24 protein-coding genes are annotated in these 24,671 nt (G+C 48.7%); 7 read left to right on the top strand and 17 right to left on the bottom strand.

Annotation, left to right across the window (positions count from 1 at the left end):
• Nucleotides 1-21: 21 nt before the first annotated feature.
• On the top strand, nt 22-294 hold the full coding sequence (gene rcnR, locus OOK74_RS04670; protein WP_274722061.1) for a Ni(II)/Co(II)-binding transcriptional repressor RcnR: 273 nt from the start codon (nt 22-24) through the stop codon (nt 292-294).
• A 170-nt stretch (nt 295-464) separates the two neighbouring features.
• Here the strand turns inward: rcnR and htpX are convergent, their stop codons facing one another.
• Nucleotides 465-1,328: a protease HtpX gene (gene htpX, locus OOK74_RS04665; protein ID WP_274722063.1), complete on the bottom strand. Its 864-nt coding sequence runs from the start codon at nt 1,326-1,328 to the stop codon at nt 465-467.
• Between the two features lie 282 nt (nt 1,329-1,610).
• On the opposite strand from htpX, the gene OOK74_RS04660 reads away from it, so the two are divergent.
• Nucleotides 1,611-1,805: a hypothetical protein gene (locus tag OOK74_RS04660; RefSeq protein WP_274722064.1), complete on the top strand. Its 195-nt coding sequence runs from the start codon at nt 1,611-1,613 to the stop codon at nt 1,803-1,805.
• A gap of 190 nt (nt 1,806-1,995) precedes the next feature.
• Here the strand turns inward: OOK74_RS04660 and bioD are convergent, their stop codons facing one another.
• The 4 genes from bioD to bioB are packed head-to-tail and all read right to left on the bottom strand — an operon-like array spanning nt 1,996 to nt 5,693.
• A complete protein-coding gene (bioD, locus tag OOK74_RS04655; RefSeq protein ID WP_274722065.1) occupies nt 1,996-2,691 on the bottom strand; it encodes a dethiobiotin synthase in 696 nt (231 codons plus the stop codon).
• Entirely contained in the window at nt 2,688-3,506 is an 819-nt protein-coding gene (gene bioC, locus OOK74_RS04650) for a malonyl-ACP O-methyltransferase BioC (RefSeq protein WP_274722066.1), read from the bottom strand. The genes bioD and bioC overlap by 4 nt, the downstream gene beginning before the upstream one ends.
• On the bottom strand, nt 3,503-4,657 hold the full coding sequence (gene bioF, locus OOK74_RS04645; RefSeq protein WP_274722067.1) for an 8-amino-7-oxononanoate synthase: 1,155 nt from the start codon (nt 4,655-4,657) through the stop codon (nt 3,503-3,505). Before bioF ends, bioC begins: the two co-directional genes overlap by 4 nt.
• Nucleotides 4,641-5,693, bottom strand: coding sequence for a biotin synthase BioB (bioB, locus tag OOK74_RS04640; RefSeq protein ID WP_274722068.1), 1,053 nt, complete (start codon nt 5,691-5,693; stop codon nt 4,641-4,643). The genes bioF and bioB overlap by 17 nt, the downstream gene beginning before the upstream one ends.
• A gap of 132 nt (nt 5,694-5,825) precedes the next feature.
• Here bioB and bioA point away from each other — a divergent pair, with 132 nt between their 5' ends.
• Nucleotides 5,826-7,106: an adenosylmethionine--8-amino-7-oxononanoate transaminase gene (gene bioA, locus OOK74_RS04635; RefSeq protein ID WP_274722069.1), complete on the top strand. Its 1,281-nt coding sequence runs from the start codon at nt 5,826-5,828 to the stop codon at nt 7,104-7,106.
• 110 nt (nt 7,107-7,216) lie between these two features.
• Here the strand turns inward: bioA and serS are convergent, their stop codons facing one another.
• From serS to OOK74_RS04615, 4 genes are all read right to left on the bottom strand, one after another.
• Nucleotides 7,217-8,524 carry a serine--tRNA ligase gene (serS, locus tag OOK74_RS04630; RefSeq protein WP_274722070.1) on the bottom strand — a complete coding sequence of 436 codons (1,308 nt, stop codon included), beginning with the start codon at nt 8,522-8,524 and terminating at the stop codon, nt 7,217-7,219.
• Nucleotides 8,525-8,627: 103 nt separating this feature from the next.
• The gene (locus OOK74_RS04625; protein WP_274722071.1) at nt 8,628-9,977 is read right to left on the bottom strand and encodes a replication-associated recombination protein A; all 1,350 of its coding nucleotides are present in this window, start codon (nt 9,975-9,977) and stop codon (nt 8,628-8,630) included.
• Between the two features lie 24 nt (nt 9,978-10,001).
• Nucleotides 10,002-10,598 (bottom strand): outer membrane lipoprotein periplasmic chaperone LolA, encoded by a 597-nt coding sequence (gene lolA, locus OOK74_RS04620; protein ID WP_274722072.1) that lies wholly within the window; start codon nt 10,596-10,598, stop codon nt 10,002-10,004.
• A gap of 78 nt (nt 10,599-10,676) precedes the next feature.
• Complete coding sequence (locus OOK74_RS04615) at nt 10,677-11,315, bottom strand: YecA/YgfB family protein (RefSeq protein ID WP_274722073.1); 639 nt, start codon at nt 11,313-11,315, stop codon at nt 10,677-10,679.
• A gap of 166 nt (nt 11,316-11,481) precedes the next feature.
• Here OOK74_RS04615 and dusC point away from each other — a divergent pair, with 166 nt between their 5' ends.
• A complete protein-coding gene (gene dusC, locus OOK74_RS04610; protein ID WP_274722110.1) occupies nt 11,482-12,447 on the top strand; it encodes a tRNA dihydrouridine(16) synthase DusC in 966 nt (321 codons plus the stop codon).
• Here dusC and OOK74_RS04605 read toward each other — a convergent pair.
• The 3 genes from OOK74_RS04605 to OOK74_RS04595 all read right to left on the bottom strand — a co-directional run bounded on the left by OOK74_RS04605 (nt 12,433) and on the right by OOK74_RS04595 (nt 15,240).
• On the bottom strand, nt 12,433-13,227 hold the full coding sequence (locus tag OOK74_RS04605) for an ABC transporter ATP-binding protein (RefSeq protein ID WP_274722074.1): 795 nt from the start codon (nt 13,225-13,227) through the stop codon (nt 12,433-12,435). The genes dusC and OOK74_RS04605 overlap by 15 nt on opposite strands.
• Nucleotides 13,224-14,165 carry an ABC transporter permease gene (locus OOK74_RS04600; protein ID WP_274722075.1) on the bottom strand — a complete coding sequence of 314 codons (942 nt, stop codon included), beginning with the start codon at nt 14,163-14,165 and terminating at the stop codon, nt 13,224-13,226. Before OOK74_RS04600 ends, OOK74_RS04605 begins: the two co-directional genes overlap by 4 nt.
• 109 nt (nt 14,166-14,274) lie before the next feature.
• Nucleotides 14,275-15,240: an ABC transporter substrate-binding protein gene (locus OOK74_RS04595; RefSeq protein ID WP_274722076.1), complete on the bottom strand. Its 966-nt coding sequence runs from the start codon at nt 15,238-15,240 to the stop codon at nt 14,275-14,277.
• Nucleotides 15,241-15,674: 434 nt separating this feature from the next.
• On the opposite strand from OOK74_RS04595, the gene OOK74_RS04590 reads away from it, so the two are divergent.
• Nucleotides 15,675-16,085 (top strand): VF530 family protein, encoded by a 411-nt coding sequence (locus OOK74_RS04590; protein ID WP_274722111.1) that lies wholly within the window; start codon nt 15,675-15,677, stop codon nt 16,083-16,085.
• A 242-nt stretch (nt 16,086-16,327) separates the two neighbouring features.
• On the opposite strand, the gene yfbV is transcribed toward OOK74_RS04590, so the two are convergent.
• Nucleotides 16,328-16,783, bottom strand: coding sequence for a terminus macrodomain insulation protein YfbV (gene yfbV / locus OOK74_RS04585; protein ID WP_274722077.1), 456 nt, complete (start codon nt 16,781-16,783; stop codon nt 16,328-16,330).
• 349 nt (nt 16,784-17,132) lie between these two features.
• Here yfbV and OOK74_RS04580 point away from each other — a divergent pair, with 349 nt between their 5' ends.
• A complete protein-coding gene (locus OOK74_RS04580) occupies nt 17,133-18,329 on the top strand; it encodes an acetate kinase (protein WP_166013225.1) in 1,197 nt (398 codons plus the stop codon).
• A gap of 189 nt (nt 18,330-18,518) precedes the next feature.
• Entirely contained in the window at nt 18,519-20,663 is a 2,145-nt protein-coding gene (gene pta, locus OOK74_RS04575; RefSeq protein WP_274722078.1) for a phosphate acetyltransferase, read from the top strand.
• A gap of 123 nt (nt 20,664-20,786) precedes the next feature.
• On the opposite strand, the gene oppF is transcribed toward pta, so the two are convergent.
• From oppF to oppB, 4 genes are read right to left on the bottom strand one after another with little or no spacing between them, the layout of a single operon-like run.
• Nucleotides 20,787-21,779 (bottom strand): murein tripeptide/oligopeptide ABC transporter ATP binding protein OppF, encoded by a 993-nt coding sequence (gene oppF, locus OOK74_RS04570; RefSeq protein WP_274722079.1) that lies wholly within the window; start codon nt 21,777-21,779, stop codon nt 20,787-20,789.
• Nucleotides 21,776-22,747, bottom strand: a complete 972-nt coding sequence (gene oppD / locus OOK74_RS04565; RefSeq protein ID WP_274722080.1) for an ABC transporter ATP-binding protein — start codon at nt 22,745-22,747, stop codon at nt 21,776-21,778. The genes oppF and oppD overlap by 4 nt, the downstream gene beginning before the upstream one ends.
• A 27-nt stretch (nt 22,748-22,774) precedes the next feature.
• A complete protein-coding gene (gene oppC, locus OOK74_RS04560; protein ID WP_274722081.1) occupies nt 22,775-23,677 on the bottom strand; it encodes an oligopeptide ABC transporter permease OppC in 903 nt (300 codons plus the stop codon).
• Nucleotides 23,678-23,690: 13 nt separating this feature from the next.
• On the bottom strand, nt 23,691-24,611 hold the full coding sequence (oppB, locus tag OOK74_RS04555) for an oligopeptide ABC transporter permease OppB (RefSeq protein WP_274722082.1): 921 nt from the start codon (nt 24,609-24,611) through the stop codon (nt 23,691-23,693).
• Between the last annotated feature and the right edge of the window lie 60 nt (nt 24,612-24,671).

Below are 24,671 nucleotides of genomic sequence, written 5' to 3'. Positions count from 1 at the left end.
GCCACTCAAAGAAGATAAACCATGTCACATACGACCAGAGATCAAAAGAAACTCAAAACCCGGGTAAACAAAATACAGGGACAAGTGAATGGGCTAAAAAAAATGCTGGAAAGGGAGCACGAATGCCAAGATGTGCTGCAGCAGATTGCGGCCATTAGAGGGGCAGTTAATGGCTTGATGCGCGAAGTGATTAAAGGCCACCTACTTGAACACGTCGTACTTGAAGAAGACAAACAACAACGTCAAGTCGATATGGACATTGTGTTAAAAGTTCTAGACTCCTATATCAAGTAATCTACACCCATCGTTTTTATGCACAAGCTGGATTAAAAAGTGGGCAAACCTATCTCTGCCTAACAAAACGGCTTGATGATTCATCACGCTGCTGGCTGATAAGGTGAAAAAGGTCTGACATGATTGCCAGACCTTTATTTTATAAATTAAGAAGAGAGTACAGTTTTTATTTACAGATTACGCAGTGCGGCAATCCGTTTTTCGAGTGGCGGGTGAGTCATCATCAGTTCGGATAGAGAGCGCTTACCGTTGATGCCAAATGCCATCATCGAACCTTCAAGTTGCGACTCTTGGCCCATTTTTAGGCGCTCTAGGGCGGCAATCATTTTGTGCTTACCGACCAATTGCGCAGCACCTGCATCGGCATAAAACTCACGGCGACGGCTATACCACATGGTAATAAAGCTGGCTAACAAGCCAAATACCAACTCAAGAACCATAGATACCGCAAAGTAAATCATGGTGTTACTGCCCTGACCTTCTTCTGAATCCCGTGAAGCGACAATATTGGCAATAAAACGCGATAAGAAGATCACGAAGGTATTCACCACACCTTGCATTAAGGTCATAGTCACCATATCTCCATTAGCGATATGGCTCACTTCGTGGGCTAAAACCGCTTCCGCTTCATCGCGCGTCATGTTGTGCAGCAAACCTGTCGAAACGGCGACCAGTGAATCATCACGCTTCGCTCCGGTCGCAAATGCGTTGATATCGGGAGAGTCATAAATCGCCACGGTTGGCATACCAATACCCGCTTGCTCTGCTTGGCGACGCACGGTATGTAGTAGCCAGTGCTCAATTTCGTTACGAGGATTTTCAATCACCATGCCATTGACTGAACGCAGGGCAATACTTTTCGACATCAGTAGCGAGATAAAAGCCCCACCGAAACCAAACACCGCCGCCATAACCAGTAGCCCAGACAAACTGCCTGGTTGCATGCCGGTCACTGCATACACAATATTCAAAACAACACTTAGCACCATAATTACAGCAAGGTTGGTGGCTAAGAATAACAAAATACGTTTCATGACTTACTCTCCGAACAACACGGCTCAACTAGGATGATGCGCCAATTTATCACACATCATTTATTATTATTTATAAACCTATGTTCTTCGATTTAAAAAACAAGGTTAAGCAATAAATTGCAACATTTAATGTCTTACCTACAGTGGCTCAACGCTGAGCTATACTCAAAACACTTGAGTATAGACAGGAGTCATCTTGAGCCAGAGTTCGCCAAGTCATCAAGGGCGACAAAAATACAATGCCAACGTCACCACCATTTCACCATCAGCAAAGGAAAACTTATGGTTGAAGCAAATAGCTACCAAATGGCGATTGATTTACTTTGCTGCCATTTAGGTATTGATGAACAACAAGCACGGATCCAACTTGGGTTAGCACCTAATCCACAAAATCTGCAACAGCGCATTATCGATACACAGCAATCGTTACTGGGTTTCGATAGCAAATCTTCTACCAACTATACCCAAACAACTTGAAGTTGCAGGTAGGCGGCAAGTGAGTCCCCATGAGCATAGACAAACTATGTAATTGGGGGGAACGAAGGTAGCCAACACAGCTGCAGCTTCAAGTAAGAAGGGGGATAGATAATCAACGCCGCAATGGCGGATAAGTTTACCGACCGATACGAAAAAGGCGGCTCGTGTAGAGCCGCCTTACAATTTTAAATCACGCGACGGTGACAGAAGCTAACAGAGGTTGCAACTGGATATATTTGCCCAACTCTTGGCGTTTAGCCTTCGGAATATAGGGAATTTCACCCAGTTTAGGAGCCCCGATCCGAGCTTCAAGGTGTTCGATGATTTCAGCATAATGTTCGGTGCCAGGATTGACTCGGTTGGCAACCCAGCCAATCAGTGGTAAACCATCCGCTCGGATCGCTTCAGCAGTCAGAATAGCATGACTTAGGCAGCCAAGCTTAATCCCAACCACCAAAATAACCGGCAACTGCTGTTGTTTAACCCAACTCGATAAACAATCTGCATCGGATGTTGGTACACGCCAACCACCTGCACCTTCGACCACGACCAATTGTGCCTGTTGTTGATGTTGAGCCAGTTTATGACTCAATATCGCATAATCAATCGTCACATTTTCATGTTTAGCGGCAATATGGGGAGAGGTCGGTAAGGCTAGCGGGTAAGGATTGACATCCTCATAAGGCATCGCCACTGTGGCGACTTGCATCAGATGCAGTGCATCACAGTTTCGATAACCAAACTCTGTTTTCTCGCTTCCCGCTGCGACAGGTTTATAACCAATCGTGGTGATATTGTGTGCTGCTAGCGCCTGTAAAATCGCTTTTGATGCGACTGTTTTCCCTACGTCGGTATCCGTCCCTGCGATAAAAATTGCATTTTTCATCGGTGAATAACCCCTAAACAAACCTGATACGTGGCTGGCACAAGACCGTGTTGATTACGGAAAGCTTGATAAGCAGACTCCACTTTTGCCAACGTTCGACGGCTAATCAGCCCTGTTGAACGTTCACTGACATGAGTCGCACCGATCCCTTTTAGATCGCGCATCAGTGCAAAGGCCGTCTCATACCAAACTCTCATGGTTACCCAGTCTAAGTGATGTTGCATACATTCAGCTTGCGCTAACGCAAGGTTTACCTGATTGCTGGTGATGAATGAATTGATATGACGATGCTGATCAACGCTGCGCCAAGCTTGTTCTAATTCAAATAGCGACCCCTCCAGCAAGGTAGAAATGAATGCTTGGCCACCAGGTTTCAGTACCCGGCGAATTTCTTGTAGCGGCAAGGATAAGTCGTCACACCACTGCAAGGCTAAGCTGGAAAACACCATATCAAAGCGAGCGGAGATAAAAGGCAACAGCTCAGCATCGGCCAACTGGTAATCCATGCCGCAATCACCACAGCGTTGATGCGCTTGCTCAAGCATGACAGACGAAAGATCAGCACACATTACCACCGCACCACGCTCACGCAATAGAGCAGAAAAATAACCGGTCCCACAACCAAGATCGAGCACTTGTAGCCCATCTAACCGAGTCGGCATTTTGTCCAGTAAACGCCAGCCCACTTGGCGTTGAAAGGCGGCATGTTGATCATAATGCGCCGCCGCTTTACCAAACGCTTGGGCAATCGCTCTTTTGTCTTTCAATCCTGCGCTCAATTGGCCCGCACCACATAATTCAGCCACAATAGTCATGCTCTAAACTCCATCACAGCCGCTAATTGCTCCGCCAAATGTTGTACTTGTCGCTTAGTGTGGGCGGCGGTCAAGGTAATCCGTAACCGTGCGCTACCCTTAGCAACCGTTGGTGGACGGATCGCACTGACCCAAGTTCCTTGCTGTTTCAACTGATCAGCGACCCTCATCGCATGCTCACTACGGCCTAATAACCAAGGTTTGATCGGGGTTTGAGTGGCGATAAAACCAGGAAGATCTCGACACTGTTCATCAAAGTACGCCATCAGCTCAGCCAGCTTTTCTCTGCGCCAAGCTTGGCTTTGGATCATACGTGCCGCTTGAGTTAAAGCGTACGCCTGCGCGGGAGGCATTGCGGTGGAATAGACATGATGGCGCGCAAATTGGGTCAGATAATCGCCCACTTGCGCATCGCACAAGACTGCCGCTCCAGCCAAGCCAAACGCTTTGCCAAAGGTGACCACCAAAATATTCGGTTGAATGCCAGCGGCTTGGCAACTGCCTGCGCCCTGTTCGCCAAGCACACCAATCCCATGCGCGTCATCGACCATCAACCAAGCGCGCGGTTTCACTAGCGCCGCGATTTGTGCCAAAGGTGCGCAGTCGCCATCCATGCTAAACACCCCTTCAGTGACCACTAACGTATTGGCAGCTTGACGCAGTAATTGACCGAGATGATCAATATCATTGTGCTTAAAACGTTGCATCGTGGCAGGGCTTAAGCGGCCCGCTTCGATCAATGAAGCGTGATTGAGTTTATCTTGCAGCAGCACATCGCCTTTTTCGAGCAACGTAAACAGCACGGCTTGATTCGCACTAAATCCTGAGCTGAATAAAATCGCGCGCGGATAGCCCAGCCAATCACACAGCTCGCGCTCCAACTCTGCATGCGCGGTACTAAAACCCGTGACCATCGGTGATGCGCCACTGCCAGCACCAAAACGGCTCAACCCGGTTTGCCAAGCTTGGATCAGTTGAGCATCATTGGCCAAACCAAGATAATCGTTACTGGAAAAATTTGAGTAGCGACGATCAAACAGAGCCAACTCACCCGCGCCACTTCGCTCTAGCTGTTGCAGTTGGCGAGTCAGCCCACCCTGCTCACGTTGGGTGAGCGCTTGTGTAATGCGTGATTTAAAGTGCGGCATCATAGAATAAATCATTGGCAGTTGGACGTGCAGCTACGCGTTCAACCACTCGATCCAGTAGTTCATTTTCGGTGATTTGATCAGGTTTTTGCGCGACGGATTCACGGTTAATACCCAGCTTTTTAAACAGCAACATATCGCTGTCTTCGGCTGGATTGGGGGTGGTCAGCAGTTTACAACCATAGAAAATCGAATTGGCGCCAGCCATAAAACACAACGCTTGCATCTGCTCATTCATCTGCTCACGCCCTGCTGACAGGCGCACCGCGGATTTCGGCATCATGATCCGCGCCAGCGCAATCAAACGTATAAAATCAAACGGCTCGACATCATCCACTTGCTCTAATGGCGTGCCCTTCACTTTAACCAGCATATTGATCGGGACACTTTCAGGCTGTGTTGGCAAATTCGCCAGCTCAACCAATAATCCAGCGCGGTCATTGACGCTTTCCCCCATGCCAATAATCCCACCCGAGCAGATCTTCATCCCGGCATCACGCACATGTGACAACGTATCCAAGCGATCTTGGTAGGTTCGTGTGGTGATGATGTTGCCATAGAATTCAGGTGAGGTATCGAGGTTATGGTTGTAGTAATCCAGCCCAGCTTGCGCCAACTGCTGCGCTTGATCTGGCGTGAGCATACCGAGTGTCATGCAGGTCTCTAGCCCCATCTCTTTCACACCGCGGATCATCTGTTTGAGCAGTGGCATATCACGCGGTTTCGGGTTTTTCCACGCTGCGCCCATGCAAAAACGGGTCGAGCCTGAATTTTTGGCCTTTTGCGCCGCATCCAACACGCGTTCGATTTCCATTAAACGCTCTTTTTCCACATCAGTACGATAATGAGCACTTTGCGGGCAGTATTTGCAATCCTCTGGACAAGCACCGGTTTTGATCGACAGCAGTGTGCTGACCTGCACATGGTTGTGTGGATGATGCTTACGATGCACCTGCTGCGCTTCAAACAGCAAATCCATAAAAGGTTGATCCAGTAACGCGTTAACCTCCGCGACCGTCCAGTGATGACGAACTTCCACGTGTAATCCTTATTGGGGTGATGAGTTTTATGCTTGGCTAGTCTACTGAGCGACGCTAGACTGTCAACAATAAGAAAATCACATTATTTACATGTGATTATTAATTGTGCTTTTATTGATTTTGGAATGATGATGGATTTAGCCTTCGACCGTTGCCATATTTGGCATCCCTACACATCTACCCTAACACCTCTGACCTGTTATCCCGTGAGTCGCGCCAATGGCGTGATGATCACGCTCGAAGATGGGCGCAACTTGGTTGATGGCATGTCCTCTTGGTGGGCTGCCATTCACGGTTACAATCACCCCATACTCAACCAAGCCGCACATCAGCAAATTGAGCAGATGTCGCACATCATGTTTGGTGGTTTGACTCATCAACCAGCGATTGAGCTTTGTCAAAAATTGCTCAAACTCGCGCCGCAAAATTTGCAGCAAGTGTTTCTCGCGGATTCAGGTTCGGTAGCAGTGGAAGTGAGCTTGAAAATGGCGTTGCAGTATTGGCACAGCAAAGGCCAACCGAGAGCAAAATTTCTCACCCTACGCCACGGCTATCACGGCGATACTTTTGCAGCCATGTCGGTGACCGATCCAGATAACTCGATGCACAGCCTGTACAAAGGGTTTCTGCCCGAGCATATTTTCGCTAACTCGCCAGAAGGCGGATTTTTTGATGCGTGGGATGAGCGTGACATTGCCGATTTTCGTGACAAAATCACTCAATATCACCACCAGATTGCCGCGGTGATCCTTGAGCCCATCGTACAGGGCGCGGGTGGTATGCGCATTTATCATCCTGAGTTTTTACGCCAAGTTAGAGCTTTGTGTGATGAGTTTGGTGTGCTGCTGATCTTAGATGAGATTGCCACCGGCTTTGGCCGTACCGGCAAAACCTTTGCCTGTGAACATGCGGGTATTCAGCCGGATATTCTGTGCGTTGGCAAAGCGCTGACTGGCGGCTACATGACTTTGTCCGCCACCCTCACCACCCAACAAGTGGCCGATACCGTGTGCGCCGGAGAAGCGGGTTGCTTTATGCATGGCCCTACCTTTATGGGCAATCCGCTGGCTTGCGCAGTCGCCAGCGCCAGTTTATCGCTGCTTGAGCAAGGAGATTGGCAACAACAAGTAGCGAATATCGAAGCATTTTTTGCTGAGCAACTGCCTAAACTCAACCTTTTGCCACAGGTCAAGCAGACTCGTTGGTTAGGCGCGATTGGAGTGGTGGAAACCCATCTTGCGGTCAATATGCAAGTGATCCAGGCTCTATTTGTAGAGCATGGAGTGTGGATTCGCCCTTTTGGTCGGCTGATTTATCTGATGCCTCCCTACATTAGCCAACCTGAACACTTACAAAAGCTGGTGGAGGCGATTGCCGCTGCATTAAACCACCCAGACTGTTTTAAACAATAGCCAATACGCTGCGCAACAAATGACACGCACAAAAAAGCCGACATCAGTATGCCGGCTTTTTTCATGCTTAGCGCTTTAAGCGCTAATTTTCCGTTTATCGGAAAAGCGGATTAACCAATATGGGTTAAACCGCCCATGTAGTTTTGCAGTACCGCAGGGATCGCAATCCGGCCATCCGCTTGTTGGTAGTTTTCCAAAATCGCCACCATAGTACGACCGACTGCCAGACCAGAGCCGTTCAGCGTGTGCACCAGCTCAGGCTTCTTCTCGCCTTTGCGACGGAAACGCGCTTGCATACGACGCGCTTGGAAATCCCACATATTGGAACAAGAAGAGATTTCACGGTAGGTTTCTTGCGCTGGAACCCAAACTTCCAAATCGTAGGTTTTGCACGAACCAAAGCCCATGTCACCAGTACATAGGATCACTTTACGGTAAGGCAGCTCGAGCAGTTGCAGCACTTTTTCTGCATGGCCAGTCAGCTCTTCCAATGCCGCCATAGAATCTTCAGGGCGAGTGATTTGTACCAGTTCCACTTTGTCAAACTGGTGCATACGGATCAAACCACGCGTATCACGTCCGTAAGAGCCCGCTTCAGAACGGAAACATGGCGTATGCGCGGTCATTTTCAGCGGCAGTTGCGCTTCATCCAAAATCGTATCACGCACCAGGTTGGTCACAGGTACTTCCGCGGTTGGGATCAAAGACAGACGGCGTGGCTCTTCGTCACTGGCTTTCTCTGTCAAAGGCTCAGTATGGAACAGATCTTGGCCGAATTTCGGTAGCTGACCAGTACCAAACAGCGTTTCCGCGTTGACTAGGTAAGGCACATACAACTCAGTATAGCCGTGTTGATCGGTGTGCAAATCCAACATAAATTGCGCGATCGCACGGTGCAGACGAGCAAATTGGCCTTTCATTACCACAAAACGTGCGCCGGTGATCTTAGTTGCGCTCGCAAAATCCAGACCATCAGCCATTTCACCTAAATCCACATGATCTTTAACTTCGAAATCATAGGTTTTTGGCGTGCCCCAACGAGAAACTTCGACGTTTTCGCTGTCATCTTTACCGTTAGGTACCGCATCATCTGGAAGATTAGGTACGATTTGGGTGATCGCATCTAACTGTGCCATGATCGCATCCAGTTCCACTTTTTTCGCATCCAGATCGTCACCCAAAGTGCCAATTTGTTGCTTCACTGCTTCTGCACCCGCTTTATCACCAGTCGCCATCAGTTGACCGATTTGCTTGGAGATCGAGTTACGCGTGGATTGTAAATTCTCAACTTCTACTTGAATGGACTTACGTTGTTCTTCAAGAGTACGGATAGTCTCCACGTCGAGTTTAAAACCGCGACGTGCCAATTTTGCAGCTGTTTCGTCCAGCTCAGTACGAAGTAATTTAGAATCCAGCATTGCTAATCCTATGCTTTAAGAGTTGCGAGAAAGCGCGTGTGCTTCCTTTTTAGCCAAAGCCACGCGTATTGAAATTTACCCTGCCAAAGATAACCAAAAGGCACTACTTTTCATAGCGCTTTTGTGGGCTTTTTGCGTCCAAATCCGCCAGATACGCTAACTTTTCAGCAATCTTAGTTTCTAGCCCACGTTGCGTCGGTTGATAGTAGCGAGTTGTACTGATTTCGGGTGGCAAATAGCACTCACCTGCGGCATAAGCACCCGGCTCATCATGGGCATAACGGTACTCTGCTCCATAACCGAGATCTTTCATCAGTCGAGTCGGTGCATTACGCAGATGCGGCGGTACTTCAAACTCAGGCAGATTCTGCGCATCGGACAGCGCTTGTTTCCAAGCGGTGTACACCGCATTGCTTTTCGGTGCGCACGCCAAATAGACAATCGCTTGGGCGATCGCGCGTTCCCCTTCCGCAGGACCGACCCGCGTAAAGCAATCCCAAGCCGCTAGTGCCACTTGCATCGCTCGCGGATCCGCATTACCGACATCTTCTGAAGCAATCGCCAGCAAACGACGGGCAATATACAGCGGATCACAGCCAGCAGAAATCATCCGCGCCGCCCAGTACAGCGCCGCATCGGGATTTGAGCCACGAATCGATTTGTGCACAGCGGAAATCAGGTCGTACCAAATATCGCCTTTATTATCAAAGCGCGACACTTTTTCACCCGCCACTTCGGCCAGCAACGCCAGATCAATCTGTTTACGACCTTGCTCATCTTCATGTGCCATGTCATACAGCAGCTCAAGATAGTTGAGCGCCATCCGCGCATCACCATTGACCAATTCCGCTAAGCGATCCAGCACATTATCGACAAACACCGCTGACAGTTGGCCAAGGCCACGTTCACGATCGGCAATCGCCTGCTGCACCGCTTGCAGAATTTCTGACTGGTTGAGCGAGGTAAGTTTATACACCCGCGCACGGGACAGCAGCGCGTTATTCAGCTCAAACGAAGGATTTTCGGTGGTTGCACCAATAAAAGTCACCGTACCATCTTCGATGTGCGGTAAAAATGCATCTTGCTGCGATTTATTAAAACGATGCACTTCGTCGACAAACAAAATGGTGCGCCGCCCACTGAGTTTATTTTCTCGGGCTTTTTCGATCGCGGCGCGGATCTCTTTGACTCCAGAGGTTACCGCTGACACTCGCTCCACTTCGGCATGGGCATAATTAGCGGCCACTTCGGCGAGGGTCGTTTTGCCGGTACCCGGCGGCCCCCACAAAATCATCGAGTGAATATGCCCCGCTTCTAAGGCGCGGCGCAGTGGTTTGCCTGGCCCGAGAATATGTTGCTGACCAATATACTGCTCGACCGTTTGTGGCCGCATCCGAGCGGCGAGCGGACGAAAATCTTCGTCACCAGAAAAATCTAAGCTGTAATTACTCACGCCCATCGATCCCTTGTTGCTGATTTAGTCACGCTGATCGTCCACTTCTACCCCTTTGGGTACTTGGTATTGGAATAAACTGGCGGCTGGTTTTTGCAGCTTAACTTGGCTAAAGGTGAAAGCGCTCTGCTGACCATCTTGCTCGATCACTTTAAAACCTTGCACTATCCCTTTCGCACTGATGGTGATTTGAAAACGACCTTGGTTAGAATCGAGGGCGGTAGGTGTCAGGGTAAACACATCACCTTGCTCTTCAACGTGGTAGGCATCCCAATCACTGGCTTTATTACGGGTCAGTAATACAAACGGCGTTTGCTCAAGAGCTCGCTCAGCACGGTACAGTGTCACCTGCTCCACAAAAGGATCAAAATGCCACAAAGTCGTGCCATCAGAGACCAGCAAGTTTTCATCTGGGGCTAAGGTTTGCCAACGAAATAGGCTCGGGCGCGCGATATCAAGCGTGCCATGCCCAGTCATGATCACCTTACCTTCTGGGCTTAAGACTTGCTGGTTAAAGGTCGCGCTAAAGCCGTCACTGATCGCTAAACGCTCACTTAAATTTTCTTTAGGGGCGGCAAGCGCCGAAAAACTACAAAATAATAAGGCTAACCATTTGTTCATGCTGACTCTACTCCAAGCGATTATTGCCATCAGAATAATAACACAGCAAAAGAGTAAGCTTTTGCTGTCACTCACATGTCAATCATGGGTAAGAAACGATTGCCCACAACACTGTTTGAATTTTTTACCGCTGGCACAAGGGCAAGCATCATTGCGACCAATGCCTTTAAACGGATTGACACTTTGCGCTTTCGCACCAAGCATGGCTTCATCAGCCGCGAGCGCTACTTCATGCACCATCAAATTCAGTTGCTCGATCAAATCGGCCAAACTTGGCACTTGCTCGTAGCCAGCCGCTCGCATTTGTGCTTGGGTCTGCTCTTCATCCATCGCCAGCATTAAGCTGGTCAGCAGAGCTTGCAGCATGCGGATCGAACCATCTGCAAACGCGCCTTGCTGCCACATCTCTTCCACGGCTGGCCATAGTTGCATAAAGCCTTGAGCAAAATCGGCTAAACCTTGCTCACGGGATGGAGCATGCTCAGCCAATAGCGCCAATAAATCATACTCGTTGGCTTTAAGCTGCTGGTATTGCAGATGAATCTGCTCGGTCACCGGCGATAATAACGCCTGATGTTGCTCGGCAAACAGCTCTGCTAGCCATTGCTCAGGATCGAGCGGACGAGTGGCAAAATTCGCCGCCAGCACCACGCCTTCAACAAAGAGTGCCGATTGAGGGCACTCCAGCACGCTAAGATCGATCAAGGAATAATTCATGAAAAATGCTTAATACAAGGAAAGTTGCGGCGCATTATAACTCAAAGCCGGCGAAGTGGCAGCTGGCAAGGCTGCGGGATGGCAATTCGAATCGATGGGTGACATTTGTCAATGCTGCTACTACAATCTCGCTCCCTTTGTTCAGCGCAAGCCGGTATTGATCACTATGCGAGTTATTTTAGGCCCAATGGAAGGCGTGTTAGACCATTTGATGCGTGACATGCTGACCCAAATTAATGACTACGACTTCTGTGTTACCGAATTTGTGCGCGTAGTCAATTTACGGCTGCCGGATCATGTGTTTTATCGTCTCTGTCCTGAGCTGCAATATGGTTCGAAAACGCCCGCTGGAGTCCCGGTTAAAGTGCAACTGCTAGGGCAAGATCCACACTGGATGGCAGAAAATGCTATTCGCGCTGCCGAACTCGGGGCCGATGGGATCGATCTCAATTTTGGTTGTCCAGCCAAAATGGTCAACCAAAGCAAAGGCGGTGCGGCGTTATTGCAGCATCCAGAGCTCATTTATCAAGTGGTCAAAGCGTGCCGTGACGCGGTACCTGCGCACATTCCGGTTTCGGCGAAAATTCGCTTGGGCTGGCAAGATCCGCAAGATTGCTTTGAAATTGTCGATGCTATCGCGCAAGCCAAAGCGGATGAACTCACCGTGCATGCGCGCACCAAAGCCGATGGTTACAAGGCCAATGAAATCAAATGGCATTACATTGATCAAATTCGTCAACACTGCACCATTCCTTTAATTGCTAATGGTGAAGTGTGGAATTACGCCGATGGTCAAGCTTGTATCCAAACCACCGGTGTCGATTCACTCATGGTGTGCCGCGGCGCACTCAACGTGCCCAATTTAGGCAATGTGGTCAAACACAATCACCCCCCCATGCCATGGCACGAAGTGGTCGAGTTGCTGCTGCGTTATACTCAATTCGAAGTGCGTGGCGATAAGGGAAAATACTATCCTAACCGGATCAAACAGTGGTTTGCTTACCTACGCCACGCTTACCCTCAGGCTAATGAGCTATTTGGTGAGTTACGCGCCTTGACTCAAGTTGAGCTGATCGTTGATCAGTTACAGCGTTATCGGGATCAACTCCAGTCATCCTCAACCGAGCAATAGGCTGTCGTCGGCCAGCTCTTCGCCACGGACTTTGCTAAACATTTCAAGCAGTTCAGTAACGCCCATCTTGGCGCGTTGCTGACCGCTGACATCTAACACAATTTGGCCTTGGTGCAACATCACGGTGCGATCGCCACAAGCTAGCGCGTCTTTCATCGAGTGAGTCACCATCATCACTGTCAAATTGAATTCGCTAACGATTTTTTTGGTAAGATCGATAATAAAAGCCGCCATACGTGGATCGAGCGCCGCGGTGTGTTCATCAAGCAGCAGCAGTTTACTGTCGGCTAAGGTGGCCATTACCAAACTCACCGCTTGGCGCTGCCCACCAGAAAGTAAACCAATATTGTCGGCTAAACGATCTTCTAACCCTAGACCAAGAATGCTGATCCGCTCTTGGAATAATTTACGCCGCTGACTCGATAGTGCCAAACTCCAGCCACGCTTTTTCCCGCGCATATAGGCCAGCGCCATATTTTCTTCGATGGTCAGCGCCGCACAAGTTCCGGCTAATGGATCTTGAAATACCCGCGCACAAAGATTGGCACGCTGCGCCACACTCTGTTTCGTCACGTCCATCTCATCAATCACCACTCGCCCAGCGATGATCGGTGTTTCACCAGTGACAGCGCCAAGCAAAGTCGATTTCCCCGCGCCATTGGAGCCGATCACCGTTAAAAATTGCCGCTCTGGTACATCTAAGCCGACACCGCGTAACGCGCGATTCTCCAAAATCGTCCCTGGATTAAAGGTAACTTGAATATCTTGTAAACGAATCATAGCTTTTCTCCGGATGCGTTAGTCGGCTGATCAGAGGACGAATGCAGCGTGGTATTGCGTTTTTTCGCCTGCCAATTTCGCTTCACTTTCGGCATGATCAGCGCTAAAGCCACCAACACCGCGGTGACTAAGTTAAGATCTGAAGCTTGCAAACCAAACATGCCAGAGCTAAGCGCAAACGCCACCGCTAAACGGTACAGCACCGAGCCGACGATCACCGCCACGACGGCTACCCAAATTTTGCGGCCAGGGATCAAGGTTTGGCCTAAAATTACCGCGGCCAGCCCTACCACTATGGTCCCCACTCCAGAAGTGACATCGGCAAAACTGTTGGTTTGCGCAAATAAAGCCCCAGCAAAACCGACAAAACCGTTAGAAATCGCCAAACAAAAATAGGTGTAAAAAGCTGTGTTTGCCCCTTGGGCTGCGACCATACGCGCGTTAACGCCGGTGGCACGCAAACCCAAACCAAAATCACTATTGAGTAGCCTAACCACCAGCAGCGCTGAAATGAGCACCAATACCCCGACCACCAATGGACGGATCAGTACCGCATCGCCCAACGTCTCAAATGGCGTCAAAATCGTCTCTTCGCCAAGCAAAGCAAGATTGGGACGCCCCATAATGCGGATATTGATTGAAAATGCCGCGATCATGGTCAGGATCGAGGCCAATAGATGCAAGATGCCGCAACGCACGGTCAAAAATGCGGTGACCCATCCGGTGGCTGCGCCAGCGATAATCGCTAACCCTGTCGCTAGCCAAGGATTCACCCCTGAAATAATCGCGGTTGCAGCCACCGCCGCCCCCATAGGAAAGCTGCCATCGACACTCAAATCAGGAAAGTCGAGCACCCGAAAAGTAAGATAAACACCCAGAGCCACTAAGCCATATAATAAGCCGAGCTCCAGCGCGCCAAAAAAGGCAAAAGCAGACATAACCACTCCTTTCTGCTTATCGAAGTTGGAAAGCGCCAACGTGTTGAATAAACGCTGACCACTCGGTGCAGGGCAAGCCACAGCACCCAGTGGTTAAAACATCGCTTAATTATTTGATGCTGGTCGCACGAGTCAATACAACTTCAGGAATGGTGATCCCAAGCTGTGCTGCCGCGGTTTGGTTGATCACCAGATCAGAGCCTTTGGCAACTTGTACATCCAGCGTTCCTGGCGCTTTGCCGGCCAGAATCGCGACAACATAGTCCGCGGTTTGCACGCCGATCTGGTAGTAGTCAAACCCTAAACTGGCAATCGCACCACGCTCTACATAAGAGGTTGCCGCGCCAAACACCGGGGTGTTGGCTTGATTAGCAGCCACGATCATGCCTTCAATCGCACTGGCCACCGTGTTATCAATCAGCGCATAAATTACATCGGATTTTGCGGCAATCGCTTGAGTGGCGGATTGCACATCGGCGGTTTTCAGCGCGGTCGCTTCCACCAACTGTAAACCGTGCTTAGCAGTCGAGAGTTTCAGTAATTCGATAAGACTCACCGCATTGGCTTCACCGGGGTTATACACCACGCCGATCGATTGCACATTGGGCAGGATCTCTTTAATCAATTCAATGTGCTGTTCAACGGGGGAAAGATCCGACAAGCCGGTCACATTTTTACCCGGTTGCGTCAGTTGCGAAACCAACTTAGCCCCGACAGGATCGGTTACCGCAGTAAAGACAATCGGAATCGTTTTGGTTGCGGAAGCCAGAGCTTGCGCGGTTGGGGTGGCAATCCCGACTAATACATCCGGTTTTTCACCGACCAATTGACGGGCAATTTGTACCGCAATGGCAGGGTTGCCTTGCGCGGTTTTGTAATCAAACTCTAGATTTTTGCCCTCTTCATAGCCTTTGGCTTTCAATCCATCGAGTAGCCCTTGACGTGTCGCATCTAAAGCGGGGTGTTCCACAATTTGTGATACCGCGACTTTGGCTGTTTTGGCCATGATACTCTGGGAAGACAGTAGTGCCGCTCCGGCTAGAACGGCGGTAGCAATAACTTTGCCTGCTTTCATCTTAACTCCTTGATATAAAGCATAGTTTTTATGATGTTGTGAATGTTGTTGTTTTAATTATCCTTATTGGACACTTAAGGTGTCGCTGACAACATTATTACCCGTAACTTTAGACAAATGGAAGTGGGATTTAACAGTTAGATAACAGAAAAAGCTCGGAATTTAGTCAATGTCGAAAATGGAAGTGAAGTTAACAATCTCTCTTCCCAAACGACATGGAGCGGCAGAAGATGGTAGGTCAATTCACTCTCATCAGCCGAGATAGACTCTATGATTAAGATGGCCCGGTAAAAGATGATCCCGATAACAGATAACCATAGGGAAGTAAGAGCAACTCTGCTAGAATGCGCTCCCTCTATAGGGTTCAACAAGTGCATGTGCCAAATCTTGATTTACCGACCCTATCTACCGTTTATCCTTAGGAGCCGATAATGATGACCGATCAAGAAAGAATCGAACTACAAAAAAACAACCCATTACACGGCCTTAAGTTAGAAACCTTACTGCAAGAGCTGGTGGATTTTTATGGCTGGGATATCTTAGATACAGCAATGCGCTTTAACTGCTTTCATACCAAGCCTTCGATTGCCAGCAGTATCAAATATTTAAACAAGACCGAGTGGGCACGAGAAAAACTAGAAAATTTTTACCTCTATCGCTTTAAACGCATGCCTCGCGCTTCCAGTGAAGAGTTTAATCTCCCACCACGCGCACGAACTTTCCCTCACGGCCTACAGCCTAAAGAACCAATGCAATTAACGGTAGACTCTATTTTGAAATCTCAGGCGAAAGCGGCCTCTGCTCATAAAGAAAGAACGTCTCGCAGTCGCCACACTCAGCGCTAACTTATCTTGATCTCATGGGATGGGTTGCCTTGGCGCACACTGCAAGTTTCTGTGACCAACTATACCCAAACCACTTGGAGTTGCAGGTAAGCGGCAAGTGAGTGAGTCCCCATCAGCATAGGCAAACTATGAGATTGGGTGAACGAACGTCGCCAACACCGCTGAAGCTTCAAGTCGGAAGGGTATATTCGATATTCGTTGGTCACACTGATGGGACAAACAGCCTAGCCTACACGGCAGCCTTAAAACCAACGAGTTAATGCGGTGTCATCCAATTGGCGAAATGCACGATTTAATACCTGTGCCAGCTCTTTATAACGTGGTTTACTTTTGATCGGTTCCAATGCAAAACCGGTTTCCACAATCTTCATATACAGTTCGCGATACCAACTCGCCAACGCAGGGGGTAGCAAAGTATTGGCGCGATTACCCAACCACCAAATTCCTTGTAGTGGCAAGCTTATCGCAAACAAAGCGACCACAATCGCTTGCGGCATCGCTTGCGCATTGGTAAACACCATTTGAGTCAGTATGCTAATCGCCGCCACCGCAGGCATCACTTTAATCGCAAAACGAGTCGCTTTAATCACACGCAGTTCAGGAAACAAAGGATTTAACTCTTTGCGCATCGGCCAACTATCCATGTACTTTTGGCCATCTTTTAGGCTATGCACTATGCCGACTCTATTATTACTCATCTCGACTTCCTCGCTGCTCTTGGTTCAAACTACTAAAATTTAGTTGAATGATTCAACAAAAGACGCAAAAACTTGACAAAAGCTAATATTGATTCAAATTTTTTTTGTTATCTTGGTTTATTATCGCTATGCTTTGCGAACTCTCAATCTCATTGTTGCCGTTAATTACCATTTAGGCAATATTGGGACGATTTCTGCACGGATTGCATCGACGCTTTATACTGACTTTGTCACGTCGCCACGATATGGAAATTGACGTTTTATTGACCTAGATTAGCGCGTATTCACTGATGCGTCGTCTAATCTTGGTACTGATTTTATCCTAACCGATTATTACAGGTAGTCACTCATGTCTAAGCTGGTTTTAGTTTTAAACTGCGGTAGTTCTTCACTTAAGTTCGCGGTTGTTGACGCGCAAAGTGGTGAGCAACATCTTTCAGGTCTTGCTGAATGTTTACACCTTCCTGAAGCTCGTATCAAGTGGAAATTGGATGGCAAGCACGAAGCTCAACTGGGCGAAGGCGCAGCACACGATGAAGCACTGTCTTTCATCGTTGAAACTATTCTTGCTTCTAAGCCAGAACTGGCAGCTCAGCTGAAAGCCGTTGGTCACCGTGTTGTACACGGTGGCGAGCAGTTCACTCAATCTGCACTGATTGATGATGCAGTACTGAAAGGCATCGAAGATTGTGCAACTCTGGCTCCACTGCATAACCCAGCACACATCATTGGTATCAAAGCGGCACAAAAAGCGTTCCCTGCACTACAAAACGTTGCAGTATTCGATACCGCATTCCACCAAACTATGCCTGAAGAAGCATACCTGTACGCTCTGCCATACAAACTATACCAAGAGCACGCTATCCGCCGTTACGGCATGCACGGTACTTCTCACCTGTTCATCGCACGTGAAGCGGCTGAGCGTCTAGGTAAGCCAGCTAACGAGCTGAACATCATCAACTGCCACTTAGGCAACGGCGCTTCAGTTTGTGCGATCAAAAACGGCCAATCAGTTGACACTTCTATGGGTCTGACTCCTCTAGAAGGTCTGGTGATGGGTACTCGTTGTGGCGATATCGATCCTGCGATCATTTTCCACCTGCACGATGCACTGGGTTACTCTGTTGAACAAATCAACACTATGCTGACCAAAGAATCTGGTCTGCAAGGTCTAACTGAAGTGACTTCTGACTGCCGTTTCGTTGAAGACAACTACGGTCAAAAAGAAGAAGCCACTCGTGCGATGGATGTGTTCTGTCACCGTCTAGCCAAATACGTTGCAAGCTACACCGCTTGCCTAGATGGTCGTCTGGATGCGATCACCTTCACTGGTGGTATCGGTGAAAACTCTGCACCTATCCGTGAAATGGTACTAAACCGTCTCGCGATCTTCGGCATTACCGTAGACAGCGCAGCTAACCTAAAAGCCCGTTTCGGTGGCGAAGGTGTGATCACGACTGCTGATAGCCGCATCCCAGCGATGGTTATCGCCACTAACGAAGAGTTAGTGATTGCAGAAGATACTGCACGTCTGACTAACATCTAATTCGACTTACACTGGCTAACTTAAGTTAGCCAGTGTCATTTAGGGGCTCAGCGTAAGCCTAATCTACGTTTGAGCTTGGTCTCTTTCAATCTAAACAGCTTAGATTGCTATACCTAAACAACTTAGCGTTACCGCTAGGCGGCAACAGTAAGTCGCAAAGGTATATCAATAGTGTGAGGTACTTTGCCAATGTCCCGTACTATTATGCTTGTCCCAATTAGCGCTGGTGTCGGTCTGACTAGCGTGAGCATGGGTCTCCTGCGCGCCATGGAGCGTAAAGGGGTTAGCGTTTCTTTCTATAAACCGATTGCACAGCCACGCACTGGCGGTGATCAACCGGATCTCACTTCGACGATCATGGGCCATAACAGTGACATCCAGATCGGTGAACCGATGAGTATGTCAGCTGCAGAAGCACTGATCGGTAGCGAAAAGATGGACGTGCTGCTGGAAACCGTGGTTGAGCGTTATAACCAAATCAATAAAGATGCAGAAGTCACTCTGATCGAAGGTCTGGTTCCGACCCGCAAACACCCTTTTGCAAACCAAGTGAACGCAGAAATTGCCAACACTCTTGGTGCTGAAATTGTGTTCGTTGCCACCCCAGGCACAAACAATCCAACCCAGTTAAAAGAGCGCATTGAAGTTGCATGCTCTAACTTTGGTGGTACCAAAAACAAGAGCATTTCTGGCGTTATCATCAATAAACTCAATGCTCCGGTTGATGAAGCAGGCCGCACCCGCCCTGACTTATCCGAAATCTTTGATGATGCGGACAGCGCTAAGCAAGCCAACCTTGAAGTAATGCAAATCTTCAACACCAGCCCAATCCGCGTACTGGGTTGTGTGCCATGGAGTATCGATTTGATCGCAACTCGCGCGATTGATATGGCCAAGCATCTCAAAGGCGAAGTGATCAACCAAGGCGATATCAACACTCGTCGTATCAAGAGCATCACTTTCTGTGCCCGCTCTATTCCACACATGATTGAGCATTTCAAACCTGGCTCATTGCTAGTGACTTCAGCCGATCGCCCAGATGTGATTGTTGCCGCAGCACTGGCGGCCATGAATGGTGTGGAAATTGGCGCCGTCTTGCTGACCGGCGGTTACGATATTCCAAATGAAATCGTTAAGCTGTGTAAACCGGCTTTTGAAACTGGCCTGCCTATTTTCAAAGCGCAAGGTAACACTTGGCAAACGTCGCTCAACCTGCAAAGTTTCAGCCTTGAAGTACCAGCAGATGACAAAGAGCGTATCGAATTTATCAGCGAGCACGTGGCAAGCCACATTGATGGTCCATGGGTTGACTCGCTGACTGAAGGCGCACAAGCGTCTCGTCGCCTAAGCCCACCAGCCTTCCGTTATCAGTTAACCGAACTGGCACGCAGCGCCAACAAACGTATTGTTCTGCCTGAAGGTGATGAGCCACGTACCGTAAAAGCGGCGGCCATCTGTGCTGAACGTGGTATTGCCCAATGTGTGCTACTCGGTAACCCTGCGGAAATCAAACGTGTTGCAGCGCAACAAGGTGTTGAGCTGGGTGCAGGTATCGAGATTATCGATCCTGCGGTAGCCCGTGAGCAGTATATCGCTCGTCTGGTTGAGCTGCGTAAGAGCAAAGGCATGACCGAAGTGGTTGCACGTGAGCAACTGGAAGATACTGTGGTACTCGGCACTATGATGCTAGAGGGTAACCAAGTCGATGGTCTGGTTTCTGGTGCAGTACACACTACCGCCAACACCATTCGTCCACCCCTACAAATCATTAAGACTGCGCCAAACGCGTCTCTGGTTTCATCGATCTTCTTTATGCTACTGCCAGATCAAGTACTGGTGTACGGTGACTGTGCAATCAACCCAGATCCTAACGCTGAGCAACTGGCTGAGATTGCGATTCAATCTGCCGACTCAGCTGCCGCTTTCGGTATTGATCCTCGCGTGGCGATGATCTCTTACTCGACCGGAACTTCAGGTCAAGGCGCGGATGTGGATAAAGTTCGTGAAGCGACCCGCATCGCCAAAGAGAAACGCCCTGATCTGGTGATTGATGGACCTTTGCAGTATGACGCTGCAATTATGGAAAACGTTGCCGCCTCTAAAGCACCTAACTCGCCAGTCGCGGGTAAAGCAACCGTATTTGTCTTCCCAGATCTGAACACCGGTAACACCACTTACAAAGCGGTACAGCGTTCAGCGGATCTGGTATCAATCGGTCCAATGCTGCAAGGTATGCGTAAGCCAGTCAATGACCTGTCGCGTGGCGCATTGGTTGACGATATCGTCTACACCATCGCCCTGACCGCGATCCAAGCCGGCCAAGAGCAGAAATAAATCGGTACGATTCAGCCCTTAATCTGCCAAGCCCCTGAAATTTCAGGGGCTTTTTTTATGCAAACAAGATAAAAAAGCGCGATCAGAGTTTAAGATCGCGCTTTAGTCTGTCACAGACTGAATTTATGCTTCAGCGTATAAACAAGCCACCGAATGTCTATCCGAGCCTTTAATCATAGGTTTAGTTTGTGCACATTCAGCCGTTGCTTGAGGGCAGCGGGTACGAAATACACAACCTGAAGGTGGATTGATTGGCGAGGGTAAATCCCCTTCCAACATTTGGATGGTTTTATTGCGCTCAAGGTTAGGGTCGGGAATCGGTACCGCAGACATCAACGCTTTAGTATAAGGATGCAGAGGGTTGGAAAACAGGGCTTTGGTGACACCAAGCTCGACTGCATTACCTAAATACATCACTAATACGCGATCGGAAATGTGCTTTACCACTGACAGATCATGAGCAATAAACACCAAGCTCAACCCCAGTTCTTTTTGCAAATCTTTCAGTAAGTTAACCACTTGAGCTTGAATCGAGACATCCAATGCTGATACCGGCTCATCACAGATAATCATCTTCGGCTTGAGGATCAATGCCCGCGCAATACCAATCCGCTGACATTGACCACCAGAGAACTCATGCGGATAACGGTTGATCACATTCGGTAGCAGACCGACTTTGGCCATCATCTCTTTGACGCGATCTTTCACCTCTAGCTTGTTCAGAGCAGGATAGAAGGTTTGCAGCGGCTCCGCGATAATATCGCCCACCGTCATACGTGGGTTGAGCGAAGCTAAAGGATCTTGAAAAATCATCTGAATTTGCTTGCGAGTGGCGCGGCGTTTGACTTCCTGCATGCGAGTTAAATCTTCCCCTAACCACACTACTTCACCGTGAGTCGCTTGCACTAAACCGATTATGGCTCGCGCAAAAGTCGATTTACCACAACCCGACTCCCCCACCACACCTAACGTTTCCCCTTCATATAGGCGCACATTCACCCCATCCACCGCTTTTAGTGTCAACGGTTTGGTCCATGGCCACGCTGATTTAGGGGTGATGCTAAAGTGAACTTTGAGATCGTTAATCTCTAATAATAATTTTTTTTCTGCGTTCATTTGGCCCATGCCTCCCAATCCGAAAAACAAGCACGTTGACGATCATCACCGAATGGCAGCAAGATCGGTGCTTGACGCGTACAGCGATCCATCACTCGGTGACAACGTTCTTGATAAGGGCAGCCAACCGGTAAACGCAATAAGTTAGGTGGATTACCCGGGATTGTCGGCAACACATCGCCTTCAGTATCCAAGCGAGGGATCGCCCTGAGCAGACCTTCTGCATAAGGGTGACTCGGGTTGTAGAAAATATCGTTCACCGAACCATACTCCATGGTACGGCCAGCATACATTACCAATACTTTGTCACAAGAGCCGGCCACTACTCCCAAATCGTGGGTGATCATAATGATCGCGGTATTGAATTCACGCTTAAGTTCGTTCAATAGCTCCATGATCTGCGCTTGCACCGTCACATCCAGTGCGGTGGTCGGCTCATCGGCAATCAACAGTTTCGGGCGGCACAACAGCGCCATCGCGATCATTACCCGCTGGCGCATCCCACCTGAAAACTCATGTGGATACATAGTGATACGCTGACGCGCTTCAGGAATTTTTACCGCTTCCAGCATACGTACCGACTCTTCAAATGCCTGCGCCTTACTCATCCCTTTGTGCAGCATCAACACTTCCATCAGTTGATCGCTCACTTTCATATAAGGGTTGAGTGAGGTCATCGGATCTTGAAAAATCATCGCGATTTGCTCAGCGCGCACTTTATTCAGTTCACGCTCGGGTAAGTTGAGGATCTCTTTGCCTTCAAACTTAGCACTACCAGTAATGGTACCGTTTTTCGCTAGCAGGCCCATGATCGCAAATACGGTTTGTGATTTGCCTGAACCAGACTCGCCAACAATACCTAAGGTTTCTCCCTGCTTGAGCGAGAAATTGAGATCATTGACTGCGGTGACCGTACCATCTTGAGTGGCAAACTCGACACGCAGATCTTTGACATCTAATAAACTCATTATGACTTCCTTTATTTTAAGCTTGGTTTATCTGTCTTTAGGATCCAGCGCGTCACGCAGACCATCGCCGACATAGTTAAAGCAGAACAGCGTCAACACCATAAATGTCGCCGGGAACAACAGTTGCCAAATTGCCACTTCCATTGTATTTGCGCCCTCTTGCAGCAAAGCGCCCCAACTGGTCATCGGCTCTTGCACACCAAGGCCAAGGAAAGAGAGAAAAGATTCGGTCAAAATCATACTTGGGATCAACAAAGTTGAGTAAACCGCCACAATCCCCAGTACGTTTGGCACAATATGGCGAGTGATAATATTCCACTTACTCACCCCACACACATGCGCCGCTTCAATAAACTCTTTACTGCGCAGGCTTAGGGTTTGGCCACGAACAATCCGAGCCATATCCAGCCATGCAATCGCACCGATTGCCACAAAAATCAGCACGATATTGCGGCCAAAAAAGGTGACTAATACGATCACCAAAAACATAAATGGGATCGCGTATAAAATCTCCAAAATGCGCATCATCACTCGGTCAGTTCGACCACCAATAAAACCGGAGGTCGCGCCATATAAGGTGCCGATCAAGACCGCCACCAATGCGCCCATGATGCCAACCATCAGCGAAATTCGTCCCCCGACTAAGGTACGCACAAACAAGTCACGTCCAAGTGCATCCGTACCAAACCAATGTTCAGCAGAGGGTGCGGCATGCATCGCATACCAATCAGTATCTTCGTAGCTATAAGCGGAAAACATCGGCAGGAAAATCACCGCCAAGGTGATCAACATCAGTATCAATAAGCTCACCATCGCCGCTTTATTGCGCATAAAGCGAATCTTGGCGTCTTGCCATAAGCTGCGACCTTGAATCTCGAGATTTTGTGAGAAATTTTCAATCGCCGCTAAGTGTTCTTTTTTGGTTAACATGATCGTAGTCCTATTAGTAGCGAATTTTCGGATCGATATAAGCGAGCAGAATATCGACAATCGCGTTAAACAGAATAAATAGGAAGCCGATCAGAATCGTGATCCCCATAACCAGAGAATAATCTCGGTTGAACGCAGCGTTCACAAATAACTTGCCAATGCCGGGTAAGCCAAAAATGGTCTCAATCACCACAGAACCGGTGATAATGCCAACAAATGCCGGCCCCATATAAGACACCACTGGCAGCATGGCTGGCTTGAGCGCATGTTTGATCACGATATAACGGTAGCTGAGCCCTTTGGCACGCGCAGTACGAATAAAGTTACTGTTGAGTGTTTCAATCATCGAGCCGCGGGTGATACGCGCAAAGGTGGCCACATACAACAATGACATACCAAGCACTGGCAGTGCCATATAGCGCAAGCCGCCATCTTGCCAGCCACCAGCTGGAAACAGATTGAAGTGAATTGAGAACAGATAAATTAAGACCGGAGCCAACACAAAAGAGGGCATCACCACCCCAATCATTGCGGTCGACATAATGGTGTAGTCAACCCAAGTATTGTGCTTCAACGCCGCAATGGTGCCGACGGTGACCCCCATAATGACCGTGAAAATAAACGCCGCCAGACCAATTTTTACCGAAACCGGCAATGCACTGCTGATCAGTTCATTCACCGTATAATCTTTGTATTTAAACGAGGGGCCAAAATCGCCCTGTACGATATTGGTTAGATAGGTCAGGTACTGCTCTGATACCGGTTTATCGAGACCATATTTGGCATTGATATTGGCCATCACTTCCGGCGGTAGCGGACGCTCTGAAGAAAATGGGTTACCTGGCGCGTAGCGCATAAGAAAAAAAGATAGTGTGATCAATACCAACATGGTTGGGATTGCTTCAAATATCCTTTTTGCAATGAATTTAAACATAAACTCACTCTTTCAATCTGTGACAAAAATGAAAAGACCCTGCATGTGAATTTCACATGC

The organism is Vibrio misgurnus, from assembly GCF_029635775.1.
GTDB classification, from domain to species: Bacteria; Pseudomonadota; Gammaproteobacteria; order Enterobacterales; family Vibrionaceae; genus Vibrio; species Vibrio chanodichtyis.
The sequence above is the reverse complement of the archived record's forward strand: the minus strand, read 5'-3'. Positions and strand labels throughout refer to the sequence as shown.